Here is a 16,687-nt window from a genome sequence, read left to right as displayed (position 1 = left end):
GTGATGACCCAGGTGCTGCGGCACCGCCTGAAACGGTGCCGCAGCAGCCGGGTCGTCCCCCGTGTCCCCCGTGTTCCCCCGGTTGGTGCTGACCGGATCGTGTCATTCGGAGGCATGACATCGCACTGCCGGAATCCGGCAATCTTTGCCCTTCCTTGATGCCGGGCACCGGCACCGGCCGGTATGCGTTGAGCGAGTGTCAAAGCCGCGTCAAGGACTGGAGGAGAACGCGTGCCGGAACCGGAGATCCCCGATGAGGTTCTGGGGGGCTATGCCCACATCCTTGCCGATGTGGCCGCCACCGGCCGTCGCCTCACCCGGGACGAGCTGGAGGATCGCCGCCTGCTGGGCCGGGAGGCCGCCGAGGCCGGATTCCAGCTGCGCGCCCTGGTCGGCCGCCATCTCGCGGCGACCCGCGCCGCCTGGCCGCTCAACTCCTCCGTCGACGGTGCGGCCACGGATTCGGTGCTGGCCGCGGTCGAGCAGGCCGTCGACGCCTTCGCGGAGGGCTTCGAGCGGGCCCAGCGGATGACGGTGCGACGCGAGGAGGCGGCGCGCCGCGAGTTCATCGACGACCTGCTGTACGGGCGCAGCGATCTGGGCCGGCTCGCCGAGCGGGCCACCCGGTTCGGGCTGCGGCTCTCGCGCGCCCACGCGGTCGCGGTGGCGACGGGCCCGGAGGCGTACACGGAGACCGACTCCGTGCCGCGCACGGTCGAGGCGGCGCTGCTCGCCCGCTTCAGCGGCCGGAAGATCCTGATCACGACGAAGGACGGGCGGCTGGTCTGTATCTCCCCCGGCAGCCAGCCCGACGTCCTGCGGTACTTCGCCAAGCAGTCGCACGCGGCGACGGAAGGCGGCCGGGTCGCGGTCGGCCGCCCGCACCACGGGCCCGGCGGCGTGGTCCACTCCTACGACGAGGCGCTGGACGCGCTGGATCTCGCGGAGCGGATGGATCTGGACGATCCGGTGCTGTACGCCGCCGATCTGCTGGTCTACCCGGTGCTGACCCGCGACCGGCAGGCGATGGCCGATCTGGTGCGCAGCCAGCTGGGCCCGCTCAAGCAGGCCCGCGGCGGTGCCGAACCCCTCCTGAAGACGCTCACCGTCTACTTCGACGCGGGCTGTGTGGCCGCCGAGACGGCCCGCCGGCTGTCGCTGAGCGTGCGGGCGCTGACCTACCGGCTGGAGCGGATCAATCAGCTGACCGGCTCCGATCCGTCCGACCCGATGCACCGCTACACCCTGCAGACGGCGGTCATCGGCGCCCGGCTGCTGGACTGGCCGGCCAAGGAGCTGTGACGGGGCGGGTACCACAAGACCCCGCGTCCGTCGGCGAGTGCCGTGGACGCGGGGTCCGGAGGAGAGTGGCCGGGGACGCGCAAGGGGGAGTCGCGCGCCCCCGGCCTGCCGGGCGCGGCCGGTGGTCAGTCGGCCGCGCTTCTTCCGGCGGTTTCGGGGCCCGACCGGGCAGCCGGTCCGGCGTGATCCGAGCGAAAGGCCCTACAGGTCGGAGACGAAAGGCCCTACAGGTCGAACTCGTGCGGCGGGAGGTCGAGTGCGAAGCACGCCTCCCGGACGACAGCCTGCTCCGACTTGTCGAAGTCGCCGTCGGCGCCGCCGATGACGATGCCGATCTGGATGACGGCACGCGCCTCGGCCGGCTTCTTCTTGGCCTTGCCGATCTCCTGGAGCACGCTGACCTTGCCGAAGGCGAAGTCGGCGGTGAGCTTGTTCACGTAGTCGTTGAAGCGGCGCTGCAGATCGTCCGCCGGGAAGTTCTGCAGAACGGCGTTGGAGGCGATCAGCGAGGCGACGCGCTGGCGCTCGGACGGATCGATGGAACCGTCGGCAGCGGCGACAAGGGCGCACATGGCCATGCTCGCGTCGCGGAACGCCCCGCTCTTCAGGTCGTTCTTCTTGGCTTCCAGCTGCGACTGCATCGACGAGGCGGATTCCTTGATCCGATCCCACAGTGCCATGACGTCTCCATACGTTGCGTTGCGGTGCGTTGCCGGATTGAAGTCCAACTCTACAGACGTGTAGAAGTTAGCAGCAGGGGCGCCCGCTGTGTCCCGGAAACGGCAGTCAGTAGGATGCTGCGACGCCGCGGCCGACGCGGCATCGCAGAAGGGCGGACCCCCGATGGACTCGGCCAGGCCCGGCCACCACCCGGACAACGAACCACCACGCGACGGAGTGCCCGCCCCCGCGGAACCGCTCCCCGGCGCGGTGCGCCCCGATGCCGTACACCCCGTGAGCCGGCGGCTGCGCAGGCGCGGGCAGGGCGAACTGGAGGCCCAGGTCCTCGCCGTACTGCACTCGGCGAACGGCCCCGTGACGGCCGGCTGGGTCCAGGAACACCTCGAAGGCGACCTCGCGTACACCACCGTCATCACGATCCTCTCCCGCCTCTACGCGAAGAAGGCCGTGACCCGGTCCCGCGAGGGCCGCTCCTACACCTGGACGTCCGCCTCCGACGAGGCCGGTCTCGCCGCCCTGCGGATGCGCCGCGTGCTGGACGGCGAACGGGACCGGGACGCCGTGCTCGCCCGCTTCATCTCGGCCCTCTCCCCCGGTGACGAGGAACGCCTGCGCGCACTTCTGGCACGGGCGGCCGCCCCGGACGATCCGGACAACCCCCGTGACACGGAAGGCCTGTAGCCCACCGATGGGTGTTTTCGTCTGTCTGCCGCTCGTGCTGCCGCTGACCGCGCTGCCGATCGCGCGCCTGGCCGAACAGCATCTGCACCCCCGCAGCGCGACCCGGCTGCTCGCCGTCGTCGGCGCGCTGCTCGCCCTGTGCAGCACGCTCTGCCTCGGCCTGCTGATGGTGGTGGGTACCGCCCAGCTCCCGGGCAATCCGCTGCCGGACAGCTGGTCGGACCCGGAGGTGCGGGACGCGGTGCCGTACGAGGTGAAGGCGGGCATCGTCGCGATCGGGGCGCTGGCGGCGGTGCTCGGGGCGTGCGGGTGGACGGTGTACCGCCACGTGCGGGTGCGCGTCCGCGCGGGCCGTGCGCTGGCCGCCGCGCCCTCCGTCGTCTCGGGCGATGTCGCGGTGCTCCCGGACCCGGAGCCGTACGCCTACGCGCTGCCCGGGAGTCCGGGCCGGGTCGTCGTCTCGACCGCGATGACCGAGTGCCTGGACGTCCGTGAGCGGCGGGCCCTGATCGCCCATGAGCGGGCCCATCTGGCCGCCCGGCACCACCGCTATCTGCTGGCCGTCCAACTCGCGGCGCGCGCCAACCCGTTCCTGCTGCCGCTGCGTACCGCGGTGGCGTTCAGCACCGAGCGGTGGGCGGACGAGGAGGCCGCGTGCGCGGTCGGCGACCGGAGGGTGGTGGCGGTCGCGGTCGGCAAGGCGGCGCTGTACTCGCACCGCGCTCCGGACGTCTCGGCCGGTCTCGCGGCCTTCGCGGCCCCGGCGGGCCCCGTGCCGCGCCGGGTCGCGGCGCTGCTCGCCCCGGTTCCGCCGGTCCGGCTGTGGCCGCCGTCGTCCGCCCATGTCGCCCTCGCGGCGCTGGTCGCGACGGTGGGCACGGCGGCCTCGGCGCTGTCGTCGCTCAACGCGGCCGTGACGCTGGTGGGGATTCTGCGCGCGGCGACCCCGCTATGAGCTGTACGAAGGGGATCGACTCACCGGCCCGCCGGTAGCCGTCCGCGCTCCCGTCGAGGTCGTACCCCATGTACGCGCAGAGCCGGTGCGCGAGCTTGGGGTGCCGGGCCGCGTACCGCGCCATCAGCTCCCCGCCCTCCTCGGCCGCCACGAACTCCGCGGTCACCACGTGGAACCGGCGGCCGGCCTGCACGGTGGCCTGCGGGGTACGGACGAGATTCCGGTACCAGTCGGCACCGGGCCCGAACCCGGACGCGACGGTCCAGCAGCGCCGCCCGTCCGTCACCGTCGACTCGACGACCTCGATCGTGGTGCGCCGGGCGAGACCGGAGACCCGGCCGGTGTGGACGAGCAGCAGCCGCCCCCGGAACAGCGGCCCGAGCCCCATCCGGAAGAGATGCGTCGGGAGCCGTGCGGCCGTGCGCCGCCAGCCGGTCGGCGGGGGTGGGCGATGCGGTTCGGCAGGGTCGGGGTGCTGAGGCGTCACCATGCAAACGTTGCACAGTCCAAAGGTTTGTGCCACCGCCCGGTGCCTTGTCCCGGATACCGATTCGAGTACCGCGGACGGGCACGGTACAAAGAGGCATGGCCGCGCATGAACAGGCACCCGATGACAGATCCCCGGACCGGGGCAGGGACGACGTCGACGAGGTGACCCGTGCCGTACTGACGGCCTCCAGACTGCTCGTCGCCGTCTCCGCCCGCTCGCTGGCCGCGGTGGAGGACCGGGTGACACTGCCCCAGTTCCGGCTCCTCGTAGTGCTGTCCACGCACGACGAGGCCAAACTCGTGACGCTCGCCGAACGGCTCGGGGTGAACCCGTCGACCGCGATGCGCATGCTGGACCGGCTGATCGCCGCGGGCCTGGCCGAGCGCCAGGTGAACCCCGTCAACCGCCGAGAGACGGTGCTGCGGGTCACCCCCGGGGGCCGCCGGCTGGTCGAGGACGTCACGGCGGGCCGTCGCCGGGAGATCGCCGGAATCGTCGAGCGCCTCGCCCCGGAGCAACGCGCCGCCCTGGTCGACGCGCTGACCGCGTTCACCGCGGCGGGCGGCGAGCCGTCCGTACCGGGGGACGGCTCGGACGGGTACCCGCTGGGCTGGACGTCCGACCGTCCCGCCCGCCACGCCGACTGACGACAGGCTCTCAGTCGGCGGAGGAGGCGAACTCCTCCTGGACTGCGGGCGCCGGACGCGCCGCAGGGACCGCGTCGCTCCCCTTGCCGCCGTTGCCGTCCCGGCCGCGCCATGCCTGGATCTTGGCGACGACGGGCTGGGTCCAGCGGGCGGTGAGCGGTCCGACGATGACGAGGATGAGGACGTACGCGGTGGCGATCGGCCCGATCCGGGGCTCGGTCGCCACGGCCAGTCCGGCGATGACGATGGAGAACTCACCGCGTGCGACGAGCGTCCCACCGGCCCGCCACCGCCCGCGCGAACCGATTCCGGCCCGCCGGGCCGCGTACCAGCCGGTGGCGATCTTGGTGAAGACGGTGACGATCGCCAGCAGCGCAGCGGGGAGCAGCACCGGCGGGATCTCGGCCGGGTTGGTGGAGAGCCCGAAGAACACGAAGAAGACGGCGGCGAACAGGTCCCGCAGCGGCGTCAGCAGCTTGCGCGCGCCCTCGGCGACCTCGCCCGAGAGCGCGATCCCGACCAGGAACGCGCCGACGGCGGCGGAGACCTGCAACTCCTGTGCCACACCGGCCACCAGGACGGTCAGTCCGAGGACGACCAGGAGCAGCATCTCCGGGTTGTCGGAGGACACGGCCCGGCTGATCAACCGGCCGTGCCGCAGCGCGAGGTAGAGCACGAACCCGACGGTGCCGAGCGCGATGAGCAGCGCGATGCTGCCCCCGGCGAGGCCCGCTCCCGCGAGCATCGCGGTGAGCAGCGGCAGGTACACGGCCATCGACAGGTCCTCGATGACGAGGACGCCGAGGATGACGGGTGTCTCCCGGTTGCCCAGCCGTCCGAGGTCGGTGAGCACCTTCGCGATGACCCCGGACGAAGAGATCCAGGTGACCCCGCCCAGTGCGACCGCCCCCACGGGCCCCCAGCCGAGCAGCAGTGCGGCGACGGCTCCCGGGGTCGCGTTGAGTACGAAGTCCACGGCCCCGGACGGATATTGGGTCTTGAGGCTGGTGACCAGCTCCGAGGCGCTGTACTCCAGGCCGAGCAGGAGCAGCAGCAGGATGACGCCGATCTCGGCGCCGACGGCGGTGAATTCCTCACTGGCCCCGAGCGGCAGCAGCCCGCCCTCGCCGAACGCGAGCCCGGCCAGCAGATACAGCGGGATCGGCGAGAGCCCTATGCGGCCGGCGAACCGTCCGATGAGTCCGAGCCCCAGAATGACGGAGCCGAGCTCCACCAGCAGTGCGGTCGTGTCGTGCACGGTCAGCCCTCCGCAATGATCTCGGAGAGCGTGTCGACGCCCTCACGCGTTCCGACGGCGACCAGGGTGTCGCCAATGGCCAGCCGGAAGTCCGGCCCCGGGGACGGATGCGCACTGTGCGTCCGCAGCACCGCCACGATCGAGGCCCCGGTCCGGGTCCGCGCCTTCGTGTCCCCGAGCAGCCGTCCGCCGTACGGGGAGCGGGTCCCGAGCGGGATGTGCTCGGTGACCAGGTCGATGCCCTCGGTGCGTACGGCGTCGATGGGCGCCGCGTCGATGAGGTGCGCGAGGCCGGTGGCCTCCTGCGGTGTCAGGGGTACCGAGAGCCGGCAGGAATCGGGGTCGTCCTGGTCGTAGAAGCCGATGAACCGCCGTCCGTCGTGGTGGACGACGACGGAGATGTGCTGGCCCGACTCGGTCGTGTAGTCGTACTGCACACCGACTCCGGGCAGCGTGGTGCGGTGGGTTCCCATGGCTTCCTCCCGAGAGGTGCGGCGGCGGCTCTTGACGCACTTGGTGATCTCTTTATCTGCGCATTACCTTATCCGGAGGGTCCCGCCGCCTCCGGGGTGCGGGCTGTCGGACCGGCCGGGCGGAGCGCTCTGTGTGACGGTGCGAGCCATTCCCGGGACGGGGCGCCGACATTGTCACGGCAGTGCAACCGCCTGACACTTCATGACGGTTGCAGCCCCTCGCTGGATAGCTTGAGCCCGTGATTACCGGGAGTTCAGAAGGGATTTTCATGAGGCTCAAGCGTGTCGGCCGGATGGGCGCCACTGGTGGACTGGTCGCAGCGGCGCTCGCCACATCGATCGTCATCACCCCGTCGTCGGCCTCCGCAGCCGACAGCTGGCAGTGCTACGGCAAGCAGGTCAAGCGTTGCGCAACCGTCTCCTGGGACAATGCGAGCAAGACCTTCCGGGCCAAGGCGAAGATCACCGACGTCGCGGGCGGCGGCAACTACCAGGTCAAGGTCACCAACGTGAAGCTGGAGCGCTACCCGGCGGGCAAGCGGGTGACCATGCGCACCACGAAGGACTACGACGGTTGGCACAGCACCGGGGACTCGGCCGCCACCAGCGCCATCGACGCCTGCAAGTACCCGCATGACAGCTACAAAGTGGTGGCGACGTTCAGCTGGAAGAAGGGCTCAGCCTCGGAGAACAAGACCTGGCGCCCCGACATGTCATGGGTCGGCTGCTGAACCACTCGAAGCGTCAGTCCCGTACCGACCGGTGCGGGACGGGCGTGTTTTTTTGTCCTGTTCGTACTGGTCAGCCGTGCATCGCGGTGCTGTAGACGTACAGGGCGATCACACCGGCAACGCAGGTGAGGATCACCCATGAACTGAAACTGGTGTGTTTCCCAGTGCCTTTGGGTCGCGCGGCCTTCCCGGACCGCTTGGACCGCTTGGAGCCCCCGGGTGCTGCCCGTTCCGGCGTGACCGGCGCCACATCGGCCGCCGCCTCGGCGAGCAGGCGACGGCAGGTCGCGGCGAGCACGCCTGTACCGGCGGAGAGGGGCACCACGGCCTCCAGGCGCGCCGGAGCGGTGGTGCCGCCGTCCAGGATGCGCCCGACGCGTACGAGGGTCTCGTCCCGGCCGCCCGTCGGAGCGAGGCTGATCCACCGCCCTACATGCTCACCCCGGATGACCACACCGCCGGACCGCTCCCGGTACACGGTGTGTTCCCGCCACAGTAGCTTCGCCAACTCCCCGGCGGTGTCCCTCAGTTGTGCGCTCACAACCCCTCCCCCTCCGCCCCGCGGCGAATCGAACAAGCATCGCACTTTAGCGGCAGGCGCAGAGCGCGGGTCCAGCAGTCCCCTGGGGGCGGGTCCTGATGTCAGCGCGGGTGGGCCTCGCTCACCGCACGGGGAAGCCGAAGGAGTACCCCTGCTGCTTCAGCCAGGGCAGGATCTCGCGCAGAGCGGCCAAGGTCTGGGAGCGATCCCCTCCCGCGTCGTGGAAGAGGACGGTCGGCCCGTTGGTGATCTCGCTCTTGACGGTGGCGACCATGGTGTCCGCACCGGGACGCTCGAAGTCCTTGGAGTCGACGTTCCAGCCCAGCGGACGCATCCCCCGGGACGCGGCGAGTTGTCGGCTGTACGGGGTGAAAGCGCCGCCCGGGGCCCGGTAGTACTGCGGCCGGACGCCTCCGGACGCCTTGGTGATCATGCGTTCGGCGTCCAGGATCTGCTGGGACTGGTATGCCTCGGACTTGGAGTCCATGGCGGTGTCGTGCGAGACCGTGTGGTTGCACAGCCGGTGCCCGGCCGCCACGACCTCTTTGACCAGGTCCGGGTGTGCCTGGGCCTGCGTGCCCACCATGCAGAACGTGGCCTTCACGCCGTTGTCCTTCAGTAGTTGCAGCACCTGGGGCGTCCAGACCGGGTCCGGTCCGTCGTCGATGGTGATGTTGACGCCCCGGGCGCCGCGGTCCGAGGCGTGCGCGATGTCCGCCGCCACCTTGGTCACGGTCCGGTCCTGATGAGGCCGGGCGTCCGGCACTGAGACACGCGCTTGCGGCTGCTGCCCTCCGGCGGTGTCGGCCTGCGCGGTCCATACCGAGGTGGCAGCGGCCACCGCCGTCACCCCGAGCGCTGCCCCGAGAAGCCGGCTGTGCCATCCCCTTCCCTTGTGCTTTGCCATGTCCGCCCGCCCCTTTGCTGTCTCCGCCGATGCCGTGCGCTCATGAAGACATGCGAATGCCCGTACGGGATCCCTCTGTTACCGATCGCGGACGAATCCGCAGGGGACCGGCGACAGAGTCGTAAGCTCGCGGTCACCGGCGGAAGGGGACACGCGATGGCGGGCTTTCGGGATTTGAGGTTCAGGGCGGTCACGTCGCTCCAGCGGCATGTCGTGAACCCGCTCGCCAGACGGTCGAGGTCGCAGACCCTGTTGGAGACGACCGGTCGTACGTCCGGGCTGCCGCGCCGCACCCCGGTCGGTGGGCGGCGAGTGGGGCAGGAGTTCTGGCTGGTCTCGGAGTTCGGCGAGAAGTCGCAGTACATCCGCAACATCCGGGCCGATCCCCGGGTCAGGGTCCGCGTCGCGGGGCGCTGGTACGACGGGATCGCGCATCCGCTGCCCCAGGACGACGCCCGCACCCGGCTCAGGACGCTGCCGCGTTACAACAGCGCGGTGGTACGGGCGGTGGGTTCGGAGCTGCTGACGGTGCGGGTCGACCTGGCGGATTGAGCCCGGGCATGCGCGTGCCCGGGTGGCGTGCAACCACCCGGGCACGTACGGGCTTCGGCGTGCCGGATCAGTCGGTGATCTCGATCTTGCCGTTCTGGTCGCCGTTCGGGGCGGTGGGCTCCGGCTGGGCCGGGACCTCCGCCCTGGAACGCGAGCCCTTGAGGTTCTTCAGCAGGGCCGCGATGTCGACTCCCGTGGTGGAGCTGAGGAGTTCCATGCCCTGGGCGACGTTGTCCGTGACCGTACGCGACAGCTGGCTCGCGCCGTCCGTCGAGATCACGGTCATCTTGTCGACGGCGCTGAGCGGCTCGGACGCCTTGGCGACGACCTGCGGCAGCACCTCGACGAGCATCTGGAGCACGGCCGCGTCGCCGTACCGGTCGAAGGCGTCCGCCTTCTTCTGCATGGCCTCGGCCTCGGCCGCACCCTTCGCCGCGATGGCCGCGGCCTCCGCCTCGCCCTCGATGCGTACGGCGTCGGCGAGGGCCGAGCGGTGCAGCTTCTCGCCCTGACCGGTCAGGCGGGAGCGCTCGGCGTCCGCCTCGGCCTCCTTGACCTGGGCGATCCGGCGGGCCTCGGCCTCCTGCTCGGCCTGGTAACGGGCGGCGTCGGCGGGCTTGCGGACCTTGGTGTCGAGCTCGCGGTCGGTGAGTGCGGCCTGGCGCTGGGCGACCTTCTCCTGCTCGGCGAGGACTTCCTGCTGACGGGCCGCCTCGGCGAGCGGGCCCGCCGCGTTGGCCTTGGCCGCTGCGGCTTCCGTCTCGGCCTTGATCTCGGCCTGCTTGAGGTAGAAGGTCCGCTCGGCGATGGCGATCTCCTCGGCGGCCTTCAGCCGGGCCTGCTCGGAGGCCCGCTTGGCGATCGCCTCGGCGATGTCCGCCTCCTGCTTGGCGCGGGCGGCCTCGGGGCGGCCCAGGTCCTCCAGGTAGGAGCCCTCGGTGGTGATGTCCTGGATCTGGAAGGCGTCCAGGATCAGGCCCTGGCCGGAGAGGCTGGCCTCGGCCTCCTCCGCGACCTGGCCGGCGAACGCGGCCCGGTCCCGGATGATGTCCTCGACCGACATCCGGCCGACGATGGCGCGCAGCGCACCGGAGAGCACTTCCTGGGTGAAGCCGACGATGCCGTCCTGCTGCTGGAGGAACCGCTGGGCCGCGGCCCGGATCGCTTCCTCGCTGCCGCCGACCTTGACGATCGCGACGCCTTCGAGGTTGGACTTCACGCCGCGCAGCGTGACGGCGCCGCGCACGGCGATCGGGATGTGCCGGCTGGAGAGGTCCAGGGTGAACTTCTGCTGGACGAACGGGACGACGAAGACGCCGCCGCCGACGACGACCTTCTGGCCGCTGTTGTCGATGCTGGTGCGGCCGGTCACCGGGTCGGTCGACTTCTTGCCGCGGCGGCCGGTGATGATGAACGCCTCGCTGGGCCCGGCGACCTTGTAGCGGGTGATGACGACGAGGGCGAGCAGCACCAGGAGTACGACGACTCCGGCGACTGCGGTCACGACTGGGCTCATAAGGGTGTCCCCCCTGCCTCCCTGCGGGGACGGCAGCTCGGTTTCGGGCGGGGCGCCGCGCCGCGGTATGGTGCGGCGCGGCGGATCGGCTCGGGCGGTGATCAGCGCTCGACGGGTCGGACTCGGCGCTCGGCGGTCGGACTCAGCGTTCGACGGGGCGGACCGCGACCGAGGTGGCCGACAACGCGGCCTCCACCCAGATCTCGGTGCCGCGCTCGACCGGCACCGCGCTCTTCGCCGCCAGCTTCAGGTGCTGGCCCGCGAGTTGCAGCAGGACCTCGCCGTAGCCGTCGGCCGGGATGGCCGTGACGACCGAGCCGGACGTGCCGACGAGATCGTCGCTGCGCGGTGTGGCGCTGGTCTGGTCCCGCATCAGGGCCCGGCTGAACTTCCAGGTCAGCCAGGCCGCGACGAGCCCGGCCAGCACTCCGGCGGCGGTCGCGGCGACCGTACCGGCGCCGGTGGTGCCGAGCACGATCGCCCCGCCGAAGCCGAGCATCGAGAGGAATCCGGCGATGACCGGGAGGGACAGGAGGCCGTCGAAGAGGCCGTCCAGCACACCTCCGAAGAGACCTTCGAGGACTCCGTCGAAGATCAGGGACAGTACGAGCAGAACGATTCCCGCAATGCCGAGACCGAGAAACAAGGTCATGTGATCACCCTCCCCGATCTCCGAAATCCCCCGAATTTTTCCGTCGAACTGGCTGGATGATCCCATATACACCCGGCAGCAGGTACTGCCGGGTTCCGGCAGTCTTTTACGCGCTCTTGATGCCGGAGAGCTGTTCCGTCAGTTTGTCGAGCGACTGGTACGTGGCACCGAGCAGCGCGACATGCTTCCAGCGCAGCACCCCGTCGGGGCCGATGAGGAAGACCGCGCGGCGCACCCCGATCCCGGGCGCCGCGACGCCGTACGCCTGGGCGGTCTCCCGTCCGGTGTCCGCGAGCAGCGGCATCCGCAGGCCGTGGGCGCGGGCGAACGACTCATGACTGTCCACACCCTGTGGACTGATTCCCCAGACCTCCGCGTCGAGCTCGCCGAAGGCCTCCATGCCCGAGGAGTACGAGCACAGCTGCTTGGTGCACACCGCCGTGTTGTCGCCCGGGTAGAACGCGAGGACCACGGCACGGCCGCGCGCTGCGGCGAGGGTGTAGTCGCGGCGTTCGAAGTTCCCGTCGGCGAGCAGACCGCCCGGCAGTGTGAAGTCCGGTGCGATCGCGCCGAGTTGTGGTGACGATCCCATGTCGTTTCCTCCGTGGTCCGGTGCTGCCGGGTTTCTTCCGTGCGTGTTCCGTACAGCATGCTCTCTACGGGTCCGGCTCCCCGCACCAGGAGGTACGTATGGCACAACAGCCGTCCGCCGTCCGCCCGTCCGCGGCCGTGCTCCTGCTGCACGGTGGCGCGGAGACGGGCCTGGCCGCGCCGCTGCCCGGCCCGCTGAACCTGCCCGCCGTGCGGATGCGTCCGTTCGCCCGGTCCATCGCCGGGGCGACGGGCGGCGGCGGTGGAGACGTTCTCGTACGCACCGCCCGCTACGCCCACCGCGGCTGGAACGGCCCCCGCGAGGACCCGCTGCACGACGCCGTGCGCGCCCTGGACGCCCTCGGTCGTGAGGCCGGGGAGATCCCGGTCGTCCTGGTCGGCCACTCGATGGGCGCCCGCGCCGCCCTCCGCGCCGCCGGCCACCCGCTGGTGCGCGGGGTGGTCGGCCTCGCTCCGTGGTGTCCGGCCGACGACCCGGTCGACCAGTTGGCGGGCCGCGATGTCGTCCTGCTGCACAGCACCCGCGACCGGATCACCAGCCCCCGCGCGTCCCAGCGCCTCACGGCCCGTGCCCGGCCGGCCGGTGCCCGCTCCTGTCTGGTCGCGATCCGGGGCAGCGACCATGCGATGGTCCGGCGCGCCGGGGAGTGGCACGCGCTGACGGCCCGGATCGTCGCCGGGCTGCTGGACCTGGGCCCGCTCCCCGGGCCGGTCGTGACCGCGCTCGGGCTCCAGCCGGACGCTCCGGCGGTCGACGGCACCCTCGACCTGGACCTGCTGGAAGCCTGATGTACCGGGGCGGTGCCGTGGTGCAGGGGCGCGGGAACGGGCGCACCCTGGTAGGGAGGTGATCGTCATGGTGATGACAACTGTCGGGTGGCATATCGAGCTGGAATTCGACGAGGACACCCACCGCACCCGCGCGGCCGCCATGGTGCGGCTTCCGGACGGGACCGAGGTGCGGGCCCACGGATACGCGAGCCGCCACCCTTCCGACAAGAATCAGCCGAGAGTGGGCGAGGAGATCGCGGGAGCCAGAGCGCTCAACGAACTGGCGATGAAGATGCTGACGAAGGCACACGACGAGATCGACGAGGCGTCCGGCCGGACCTCGCACGCGCTGACCTGACGCGGGGGCCGGGGCCCGCACGTGTCCCGGGGCCCGGCCCGCACGGCGACCGCCGGACCGACGCCCCCGGACAGCGGATGCGCGGCGGGGGCGGGCGGCCGACGATTGAGGGCCGGGCAGCGGGTGGTCCGCGCCCGCCCAGGAGGTTGACGTGCAGGCCGATGCGTACGCCGACAGCCCTGTGCCGTTCGACCCCCGTGCCCTGGCGGCCCTGGTCGACGGCACCATGGCCGGGGTGGGCGTGCTCGACACCGGGCTGCGCTATCTGTACGTCAACCCCGCCCTCGAACGGCTCAACGGCATCCCGGCCGCGGAACACCTCGGACGCACCGTCTCCGAGATCCTCCCCGGGGTCGACGCGCGCGAGGACATGATGTGGGCGGTGCTCGCCGACGGGAAGCCCCGCGAGATCACCTCCAGCGGTTTCACCGCCGCGGCCGCCACGGTCCGGCGGTACTGGCACGGGGCGTACCACCGGCTGGAGGTCGGCGGGCGGATCGTGGGGCTGGCCGGGATCGTGCTGGAGGTCATGGCCTCGGACCGGGGGCAGCGCGAGCTGGAGCAGGCCCGGCGGCATCTGACTCTGCTCGACACCGCGGCCGCCCGGATCGGCACCACCCTCGACATGGACACCACCTGTGCCGAACTGGTCGACCTCGTCGTGCCGGGGCTGGCGGACATCGCGACGGTGGAGGTGTTCCCGCCCGATGTCGCCCCACCGGTCCGGCCCGCGCCGCCCGGTGTGCTGCTGCTGCGACGGGCGGCGCTGCGGGCCGTGCCCGGACTGAGCGACGAGCTGGACGGGTTCGGGCTGACCGGCGAGTACATCGACTACCAGGAGGGCGCGGCCGTACAGCGCTGTCTGGCGGCCAACCAGCCGGTGGTGGAGAACCTCACCACCGACGAACAGCTGCTGCGCTCCGCCCCCGGCCCCGAACGGCTCGCCGCCTACCGGGCCCTCGGGATGCACTCGGCGGTCATCGTGCCCGTCGCCGTGCGCAGCGGCCCGCTCGGCATCCTCGGCCTGATCCGGGCGGGCGACTCACCGGTCTTCACGGACGAGGACGTGGTGATCGCCCGGGAACTCGCCGGCCGGGCCGCCGTCGACCTCGACCACGCCCGCCGGTACGCCCACGAGCACACCATCGCCCTGGAGCTCCAGCGCTCCCTGCTGTCCGAGCCGCGCCCGCCGCACCCGCACATCGAGATCGCCACCCGCTATCTGCCGGCCGACCGGAGCGTGATGGTCGGCGGCGACTGGTTCGACGTGATTCCGCTGCGGGACGGACGGCATCTCAAGGCGATGGGCGATGTGATGGGGCACGGGGTGGAGGCGGCGGTCGCCATGAGCCACTACCGCTCCCTGCTGCGGATGCTCGCCGACGACGAGCTGCCGCCGCACCGCATCCTGGAACAGCTGGACCGGATGGTCGAACGGTCCGGACCGGACCGGGCGGCGACCTGTCTGCTGGCCGTCGTCGACCGGCTCGGCGGGGCGTGCGAGGTGGCGAGCGCCGGGCATCTGCCGCCGGTGCTGATCGATCCGCGGGGCGGAGCCAGGGTGTGCGAGGAGGTGATGGTGGGGCCGCCGCTCGGCACCGGGTTCGGCGGGTACCGGACGACGCCGGTGGAGTTCGAGCCGGGCACGGTGCTGTTCTTGTACACCGACGGTCTGGTCGAGCGGCGTGGCGAGGACATCGACGCCTCGGTCGGCCGGCTCAAGGAGCTGACCATTCCGGTCGGCGGCAGCCTCGACGACCTGCTGGACGAGGTCCTCGAACGGTTCGGTCCGGGTGCCGAGGACGACATCGCGGTGCTGGCCTCCCGCACCCGGCCCCCGGCGGCGGACACGCCCGGCACCGCCTGACCCCGTCCGGGCCGGTCAGCCCAGCTCCAGGCTGGTGATGCCGAACAGTCCGCCGTGGTCGACGTCCGGTGCCGGTCCCGTGTACATCCGGGCGGTCTCGAACGACGGGGTGAGGCCCAGCTGTTCGGCGAGACGCACGGCCGCCGGGTTGACGTCGGGCACGTCGATCGCGACCGGGGCGCCGGGATCGGCCGCCGCCAGCGCGCTGACCAGGGCGCCGGCCACCTCGGGCGATTCCGCGTACACGGGGCCGATGCGGGACGACGTACGGCAGGGCCGCACCACGGCCAGACCGCGCAGCTCCCCGTCGCGGACGGCGGCGAGCGAGGTGCGCGTGGGATGGGCGATCCACGGCGCGAGGAAGCTGTCGCGGTCGGCCGGGAAGAAGCGGCGGTCGTAGGCGGCGAGCCGGTCGAACGGTACGGAGCGGCCGTCGACGAGTTCCGTACCGGCCGGGACGGGCAGGCCGGCCGGCGCCAGGCCCTCGTAACGCATGTTCGTCCACACCGAACGGAAGCCGGACTTACGGTAGTTGGGCCGCTGGGCCACCACCCCGTCGAGGCCGACGTTGCGCCCGTCCAGCCGTGCCATGCCGGCCCGCCAGAGCTGGATGCCGTATCCCTGGCCGCGCAGGTGCGGGCGGGTGAGGTAGAAGCCGAGGAACCCGAAGCCGGAGCCGTATCGGACCACGGAGACGCAGGAGACCGGTTCGCCCTCCAGCCGGCCGATCAGGAAGCCGCGCGGATCGGCGGCGAAGAAGGCATGGCGGTCGGTCAGCCCGGGATTCCAGCTCTCCTCGTGGGCCCATTCGGCGAGCATCGTGAGGTCGTCGGCGCTTGCGGTGGTGATCTCGAAGTTCGGCACGGGGCACCTGTACCGTTCCTAGTCAGTGAGCAGGAGTGAGTCTTGGACCCATACCTGGTCACTGCGGACACCCCGAACGGTTTTGGATGTCCTGGTTGCCCGCGTACTCGCCGCGTCCGGCGGCACGGATCGTGTCCGTGGTCCGGGGATGCGGGGGCGGGGTCCCTCACGCTCAGGGGCACGCCGGTCGGCCTGGACGGTCCGATGCCCGTGCGCATCGCTCTGGTGTGCACGGGGCGGTGTCGTCCGTCGCCGGATCGGGTGCCCCTGGGCGCGTCGTCCGATCGCGATGCTCGCCGCATCGTGCCGGGTGGTCTTACGGGTGGGACCGGCCATCGGCTTCTGCCAGTGCTGGGCGCCCCACTTGCTGGTGCAGGCCGGGTCCACGGCGATGATCGCGATACCTGTGGCCTCGGCCATGGAGGCCAGCCGAGCGCGGAGCTTGCCGGTCGGCATGCCGGAGATCAGCTGCCGGAATCGACGCTTGCGCCCGTGCTTCTCTCTGGTTTTCTCGGCCTGGAAGTCGAGGTCTTCGACCACGATGGCCTTGACACCGCAGCTCTTGGCCCAGTTCAGCAGCCGCGTGAGGGCGTGCCGTACCCGGGCATCGCGGTGCTGGGCATTGCCGGACAGGTCATAGAAGAACCGGCGCGGCCGGCCGATCGGGTTGCCGTGAGTGTCCAGGCGCCATGCGGCGAGGTGGTCGGCATTGGTGTCCACGCCGATCACGCCATCGGCGAGGGCGGCTTCCAGCGGGATGGTCCTGGTGGGTGGGATCTGCCAGGAGGCGTCCGCGTACCAGCGCCCGCGCCTCGTGGCGATCGGGCGG

The 16,687-nt window shown here is 71.5% G+C and carries 19 protein-coding genes and 1 pseudogene; 9 read left to right on the top strand and 11 right to left on the bottom strand.

Going from position 1 to position 16,687, the window contains the following annotated elements:
• Positions 1 to 231 precede the first annotated feature (231 nt).
• Positions 232 to 1,302, top strand: coding sequence for a PucR family transcriptional regulator (locus OG978_RS19860; protein WP_326766518.1), 1,071 nt, complete (start codon positions 232 to 234; stop codon positions 1,300 to 1,302).
• Positions 1,303 to 1,526: 224 nt separating this feature from the next.
• Here the strand turns inward: OG978_RS19860 and OG978_RS19855 are convergent, their stop codons facing one another.
• Positions 1,527 to 1,982, bottom strand: a complete 456-nt coding sequence (locus OG978_RS19855; RefSeq protein WP_326766517.1) for a tellurite resistance TerB family protein — start codon at positions 1,980 to 1,982, stop codon at positions 1,527 to 1,529.
• Positions 1,983 to 2,145: 163 nt separating this feature from the next.
• On the opposite strand from OG978_RS19855, the gene OG978_RS19850 reads away from it, so the two are divergent.
• Positions 2,146 to 2,664: a BlaI/MecI/CopY family transcriptional regulator gene (locus OG978_RS19850; protein WP_326766516.1), complete on the top strand. Its 519-nt coding sequence runs from the start codon at positions 2,146 to 2,148 to the stop codon at positions 2,662 to 2,664.
• Between the two features lie 7 nt (positions 2,665 to 2,671).
• Entirely contained in the window at positions 2,672 to 3,619 is a 948-nt protein-coding gene (locus OG978_RS19845; protein WP_326766515.1) for a M56 family metallopeptidase, read from the top strand.
• Here OG978_RS19845 and OG978_RS19840 read toward each other — a convergent pair.
• Positions 3,567 to 4,109, bottom strand: coding sequence for a nitroreductase family deazaflavin-dependent oxidoreductase (locus OG978_RS19840; RefSeq protein ID WP_326766514.1), 543 nt, complete (start codon positions 4,107 to 4,109; stop codon positions 3,567 to 3,569). The two genes, OG978_RS19845 and OG978_RS19840, sit on opposite strands and share 53 nt — an antisense overlap.
• A gap of 95 nt (positions 4,110 to 4,204) precedes the next feature.
• Here OG978_RS19840 and OG978_RS19835 point away from each other — a divergent pair, with 95 nt between their 5' ends.
• Positions 4,205 to 4,756: a MarR family winged helix-turn-helix transcriptional regulator gene (locus OG978_RS19835; RefSeq protein WP_326766513.1), complete on the top strand. Its 552-nt coding sequence runs from the start codon at positions 4,205 to 4,207 to the stop codon at positions 4,754 to 4,756.
• 10 nt (positions 4,757 to 4,766) lie between these two features.
• On the opposite strand, the gene OG978_RS19830 is transcribed toward OG978_RS19835, so the two are convergent.
• Positions 4,767 to 6,014, bottom strand: a complete 1,248-nt coding sequence (locus tag OG978_RS19830) for a cation:proton antiporter (protein ID WP_326766512.1) — start codon at positions 6,012 to 6,014, stop codon at positions 4,767 to 4,769.
• A 2-nt stretch (positions 6,015 to 6,016) separates the two neighbouring features.
• Positions 6,017 to 6,487, bottom strand: a complete 471-nt coding sequence (locus OG978_RS19825) for a cation:proton antiporter regulatory subunit (protein WP_072487793.1) — start codon at positions 6,485 to 6,487, stop codon at positions 6,017 to 6,019.
• 269 nt (positions 6,488 to 6,756) lie between these two features.
• Here OG978_RS19825 and OG978_RS19820 point away from each other — a divergent pair, with 269 nt between their 5' ends.
• Positions 6,757 to 7,218: a hypothetical protein gene (locus OG978_RS19820; RefSeq protein ID WP_326766511.1), complete on the top strand. Its 462-nt coding sequence runs from the start codon at positions 6,757 to 6,759 to the stop codon at positions 7,216 to 7,218.
• Between the two features lie 70 nt (positions 7,219 to 7,288).
• Here OG978_RS19820 and OG978_RS19815 read toward each other — a convergent pair whose 3' ends face one another.
• Positions 7,289 to 7,759 (bottom strand): hypothetical protein, encoded by a 471-nt coding sequence (locus tag OG978_RS19815; protein ID WP_326766510.1) that lies wholly within the window; start codon positions 7,757 to 7,759, stop codon positions 7,289 to 7,291.
• Between the two features lie 121 nt (positions 7,760 to 7,880).
• The gene (locus OG978_RS19810; protein WP_326766509.1) at positions 7,881 to 8,666 is read right to left on the bottom strand and encodes a polysaccharide deacetylase family protein; all 786 of its coding nucleotides are present in this window, start codon (positions 8,664 to 8,666) and stop codon (positions 7,881 to 7,883) included.
• 156 nt (positions 8,667 to 8,822) lie between these two features.
• Here OG978_RS19810 and OG978_RS19805 point away from each other — a divergent pair, with 156 nt between their 5' ends.
• The gene (locus OG978_RS19805; protein ID WP_326766508.1) at positions 8,823 to 9,218 is read left to right on the top strand and encodes a nitroreductase/quinone reductase family protein; all 396 of its coding nucleotides are present in this window, start codon (positions 8,823 to 8,825) and stop codon (positions 9,216 to 9,218) included.
• Between the two features lie 67 nt (positions 9,219 to 9,285).
• On the opposite strand, the gene OG978_RS19800 is transcribed toward OG978_RS19805, so the two are convergent.
• The 3 genes from OG978_RS19800 to OG978_RS19790 form a co-directional block, all read right to left on the bottom strand.
• Positions 9,286 to 10,734: a flotillin family protein gene (locus tag OG978_RS19800; RefSeq protein WP_326766507.1), complete on the bottom strand. Its 1,449-nt coding sequence runs from the start codon at positions 10,732 to 10,734 to the stop codon at positions 9,286 to 9,288.
• 142 nt (positions 10,735 to 10,876) lie between these two features.
• Positions 10,877 to 11,386 carry a hypothetical protein gene (locus tag OG978_RS19795; protein ID WP_326766506.1) on the bottom strand — a complete coding sequence of 170 codons (510 nt, stop codon included), beginning with the start codon at positions 11,384 to 11,386 and terminating at the stop codon, positions 10,877 to 10,879.
• Between the two features lie 106 nt (positions 11,387 to 11,492).
• Positions 11,493 to 11,978, bottom strand: a complete 486-nt coding sequence (locus OG978_RS19790; RefSeq protein WP_326766505.1) for a peroxiredoxin — start codon at positions 11,976 to 11,978, stop codon at positions 11,493 to 11,495.
• 98 nt (positions 11,979 to 12,076) lie between these two features.
• Here OG978_RS19790 and OG978_RS19785 point away from each other — a divergent pair, with 98 nt between their 5' ends.
• The 3 genes from OG978_RS19785 to OG978_RS19775 all read left to right on the top strand — a co-directional run bounded on the left by OG978_RS19785 (position 12,077) and on the right by OG978_RS19775 (position 14,994).
• The gene (locus OG978_RS19785; protein WP_326766504.1) at positions 12,077 to 12,787 is read left to right on the top strand and encodes an alpha/beta hydrolase; all 711 of its coding nucleotides are present in this window, start codon (positions 12,077 to 12,079) and stop codon (positions 12,785 to 12,787) included.
• A 67-nt stretch (positions 12,788 to 12,854) separates the two neighbouring features.
• Positions 12,855 to 13,127, top strand: a complete 273-nt coding sequence (locus tag OG978_RS19780) for a DUF1876 domain-containing protein (protein ID WP_326766503.1) — start codon at positions 12,855 to 12,857, stop codon at positions 13,125 to 13,127.
• A 151-nt stretch (positions 13,128 to 13,278) separates the two neighbouring features.
• Positions 13,279 to 14,994: a SpoIIE family protein phosphatase gene (locus OG978_RS19775; RefSeq protein WP_326766502.1), complete on the top strand. Its 1,716-nt coding sequence runs from the start codon at positions 13,279 to 13,281 to the stop codon at positions 14,992 to 14,994.
• Between the two features lie 15 nt (positions 14,995 to 15,009).
• Here OG978_RS19775 and OG978_RS19770 read toward each other — a convergent pair whose 3' ends face one another.
• Both OG978_RS19770 and OG978_RS19765 read right to left on the bottom strand, forming a co-directional pair.
• A complete protein-coding gene (locus OG978_RS19770; protein WP_326766501.1) occupies positions 15,010 to 15,858 on the bottom strand; it encodes a GNAT family N-acetyltransferase in 849 nt (282 codons plus the stop codon).
• An 18-nt stretch (positions 15,859 to 15,876) separates the two neighbouring features.
• Positions 15,877 to 16,674: pseudogene (locus OG978_RS19765) on the bottom strand (IS200/IS605 family accessory protein TnpB-related protein); the annotation flags it as partial.
• Between the last annotated feature and the right edge of the window lie 13 nt (positions 16,675 to 16,687).

Source organism: Streptomyces sp. NBC_01591 (genome assembly GCF_035918155.1).
In the GTDB taxonomy this organism is placed as follows: Bacteria; Actinomycetota; Actinomycetes; order Streptomycetales; family Streptomycetaceae; genus Streptomyces.
Note: the sequence above shows the minus strand (reverse complement) of the source record. Positions and strands in the feature narration are given on the sequence as shown.

Excerpts from the sequence above, each read along its gene's own strand:
- OG978_RS19855 (WP_326766517.1), bottom strand. The coding sequence starts at position 1,982 with ATGGCACTGTGGGATCGGATCAAGGAATCCGCCTCGTCGATGCAGTCG.
- OG978_RS19850 (WP_326766516.1), top strand. The coding sequence starts at position 2,146 with ATGGACTCGGCCAGGCCCGGCCACCACCCGGACAACGAACCACCACGC.
- OG978_RS19845 (WP_326766515.1), top strand. The coding sequence starts at position 2,672 with ATGGGTGTTTTCGTCTGTCTGCCGCTCGTGCTGCCGCTGACCGCGCTG.
- OG978_RS19840 (WP_326766514.1), bottom strand. The coding sequence starts at position 4,109 with ATGGTGACGCCTCAGCACCCCGACCCTGCCGAACCGCATCGCCCACCC.
- OG978_RS19835 (WP_326766513.1), top strand. The coding sequence starts at position 4,205 with ATGGCCGCGCATGAACAGGCACCCGATGACAGATCCCCGGACCGGGGC.
- OG978_RS19825 (WP_072487793.1), bottom strand. The coding sequence starts at position 6,487 with ATGGGAACCCACCGCACCACGCTGCCCGGAGTCGGTGTGCAGTACGAC.
- OG978_RS19820 (WP_326766511.1), top strand. The coding sequence starts at position 6,757 with ATGAGGCTCAAGCGTGTCGGCCGGATGGGCGCCACTGGTGGACTGGTC.
- OG978_RS19810 (WP_326766509.1), bottom strand. The coding sequence starts at position 8,666 with ATGGCAAAGCACAAGGGAAGGGGATGGCACAGCCGGCTTCTCGGGGCA.
- OG978_RS19805 (WP_326766508.1), top strand. The coding sequence starts at position 8,823 with ATGGCGGGCTTTCGGGATTTGAGGTTCAGGGCGGTCACGTCGCTCCAG.
- OG978_RS19800 (WP_326766507.1), bottom strand. The coding sequence starts at position 10,734 with ATGAGCCCAGTCGTGACCGCAGTCGCCGGAGTCGTCGTACTCCTGGTG.
- OG978_RS19795 (WP_326766506.1), bottom strand. The coding sequence starts at position 11,386 with ATGACCTTGTTTCTCGGTCTCGGCATTGCGGGAATCGTTCTGCTCGTA.
- OG978_RS19790 (WP_326766505.1), bottom strand. The coding sequence starts at position 11,978 with ATGGGATCGTCACCACAACTCGGCGCGATCGCACCGGACTTCACACTG.
- OG978_RS19785 (WP_326766504.1), top strand. The coding sequence starts at position 12,077 with ATGGCACAACAGCCGTCCGCCGTCCGCCCGTCCGCGGCCGTGCTCCTG.
- OG978_RS19780 (WP_326766503.1), top strand. The coding sequence starts at position 12,855 with ATGGTGATGACAACTGTCGGGTGGCATATCGAGCTGGAATTCGACGAG.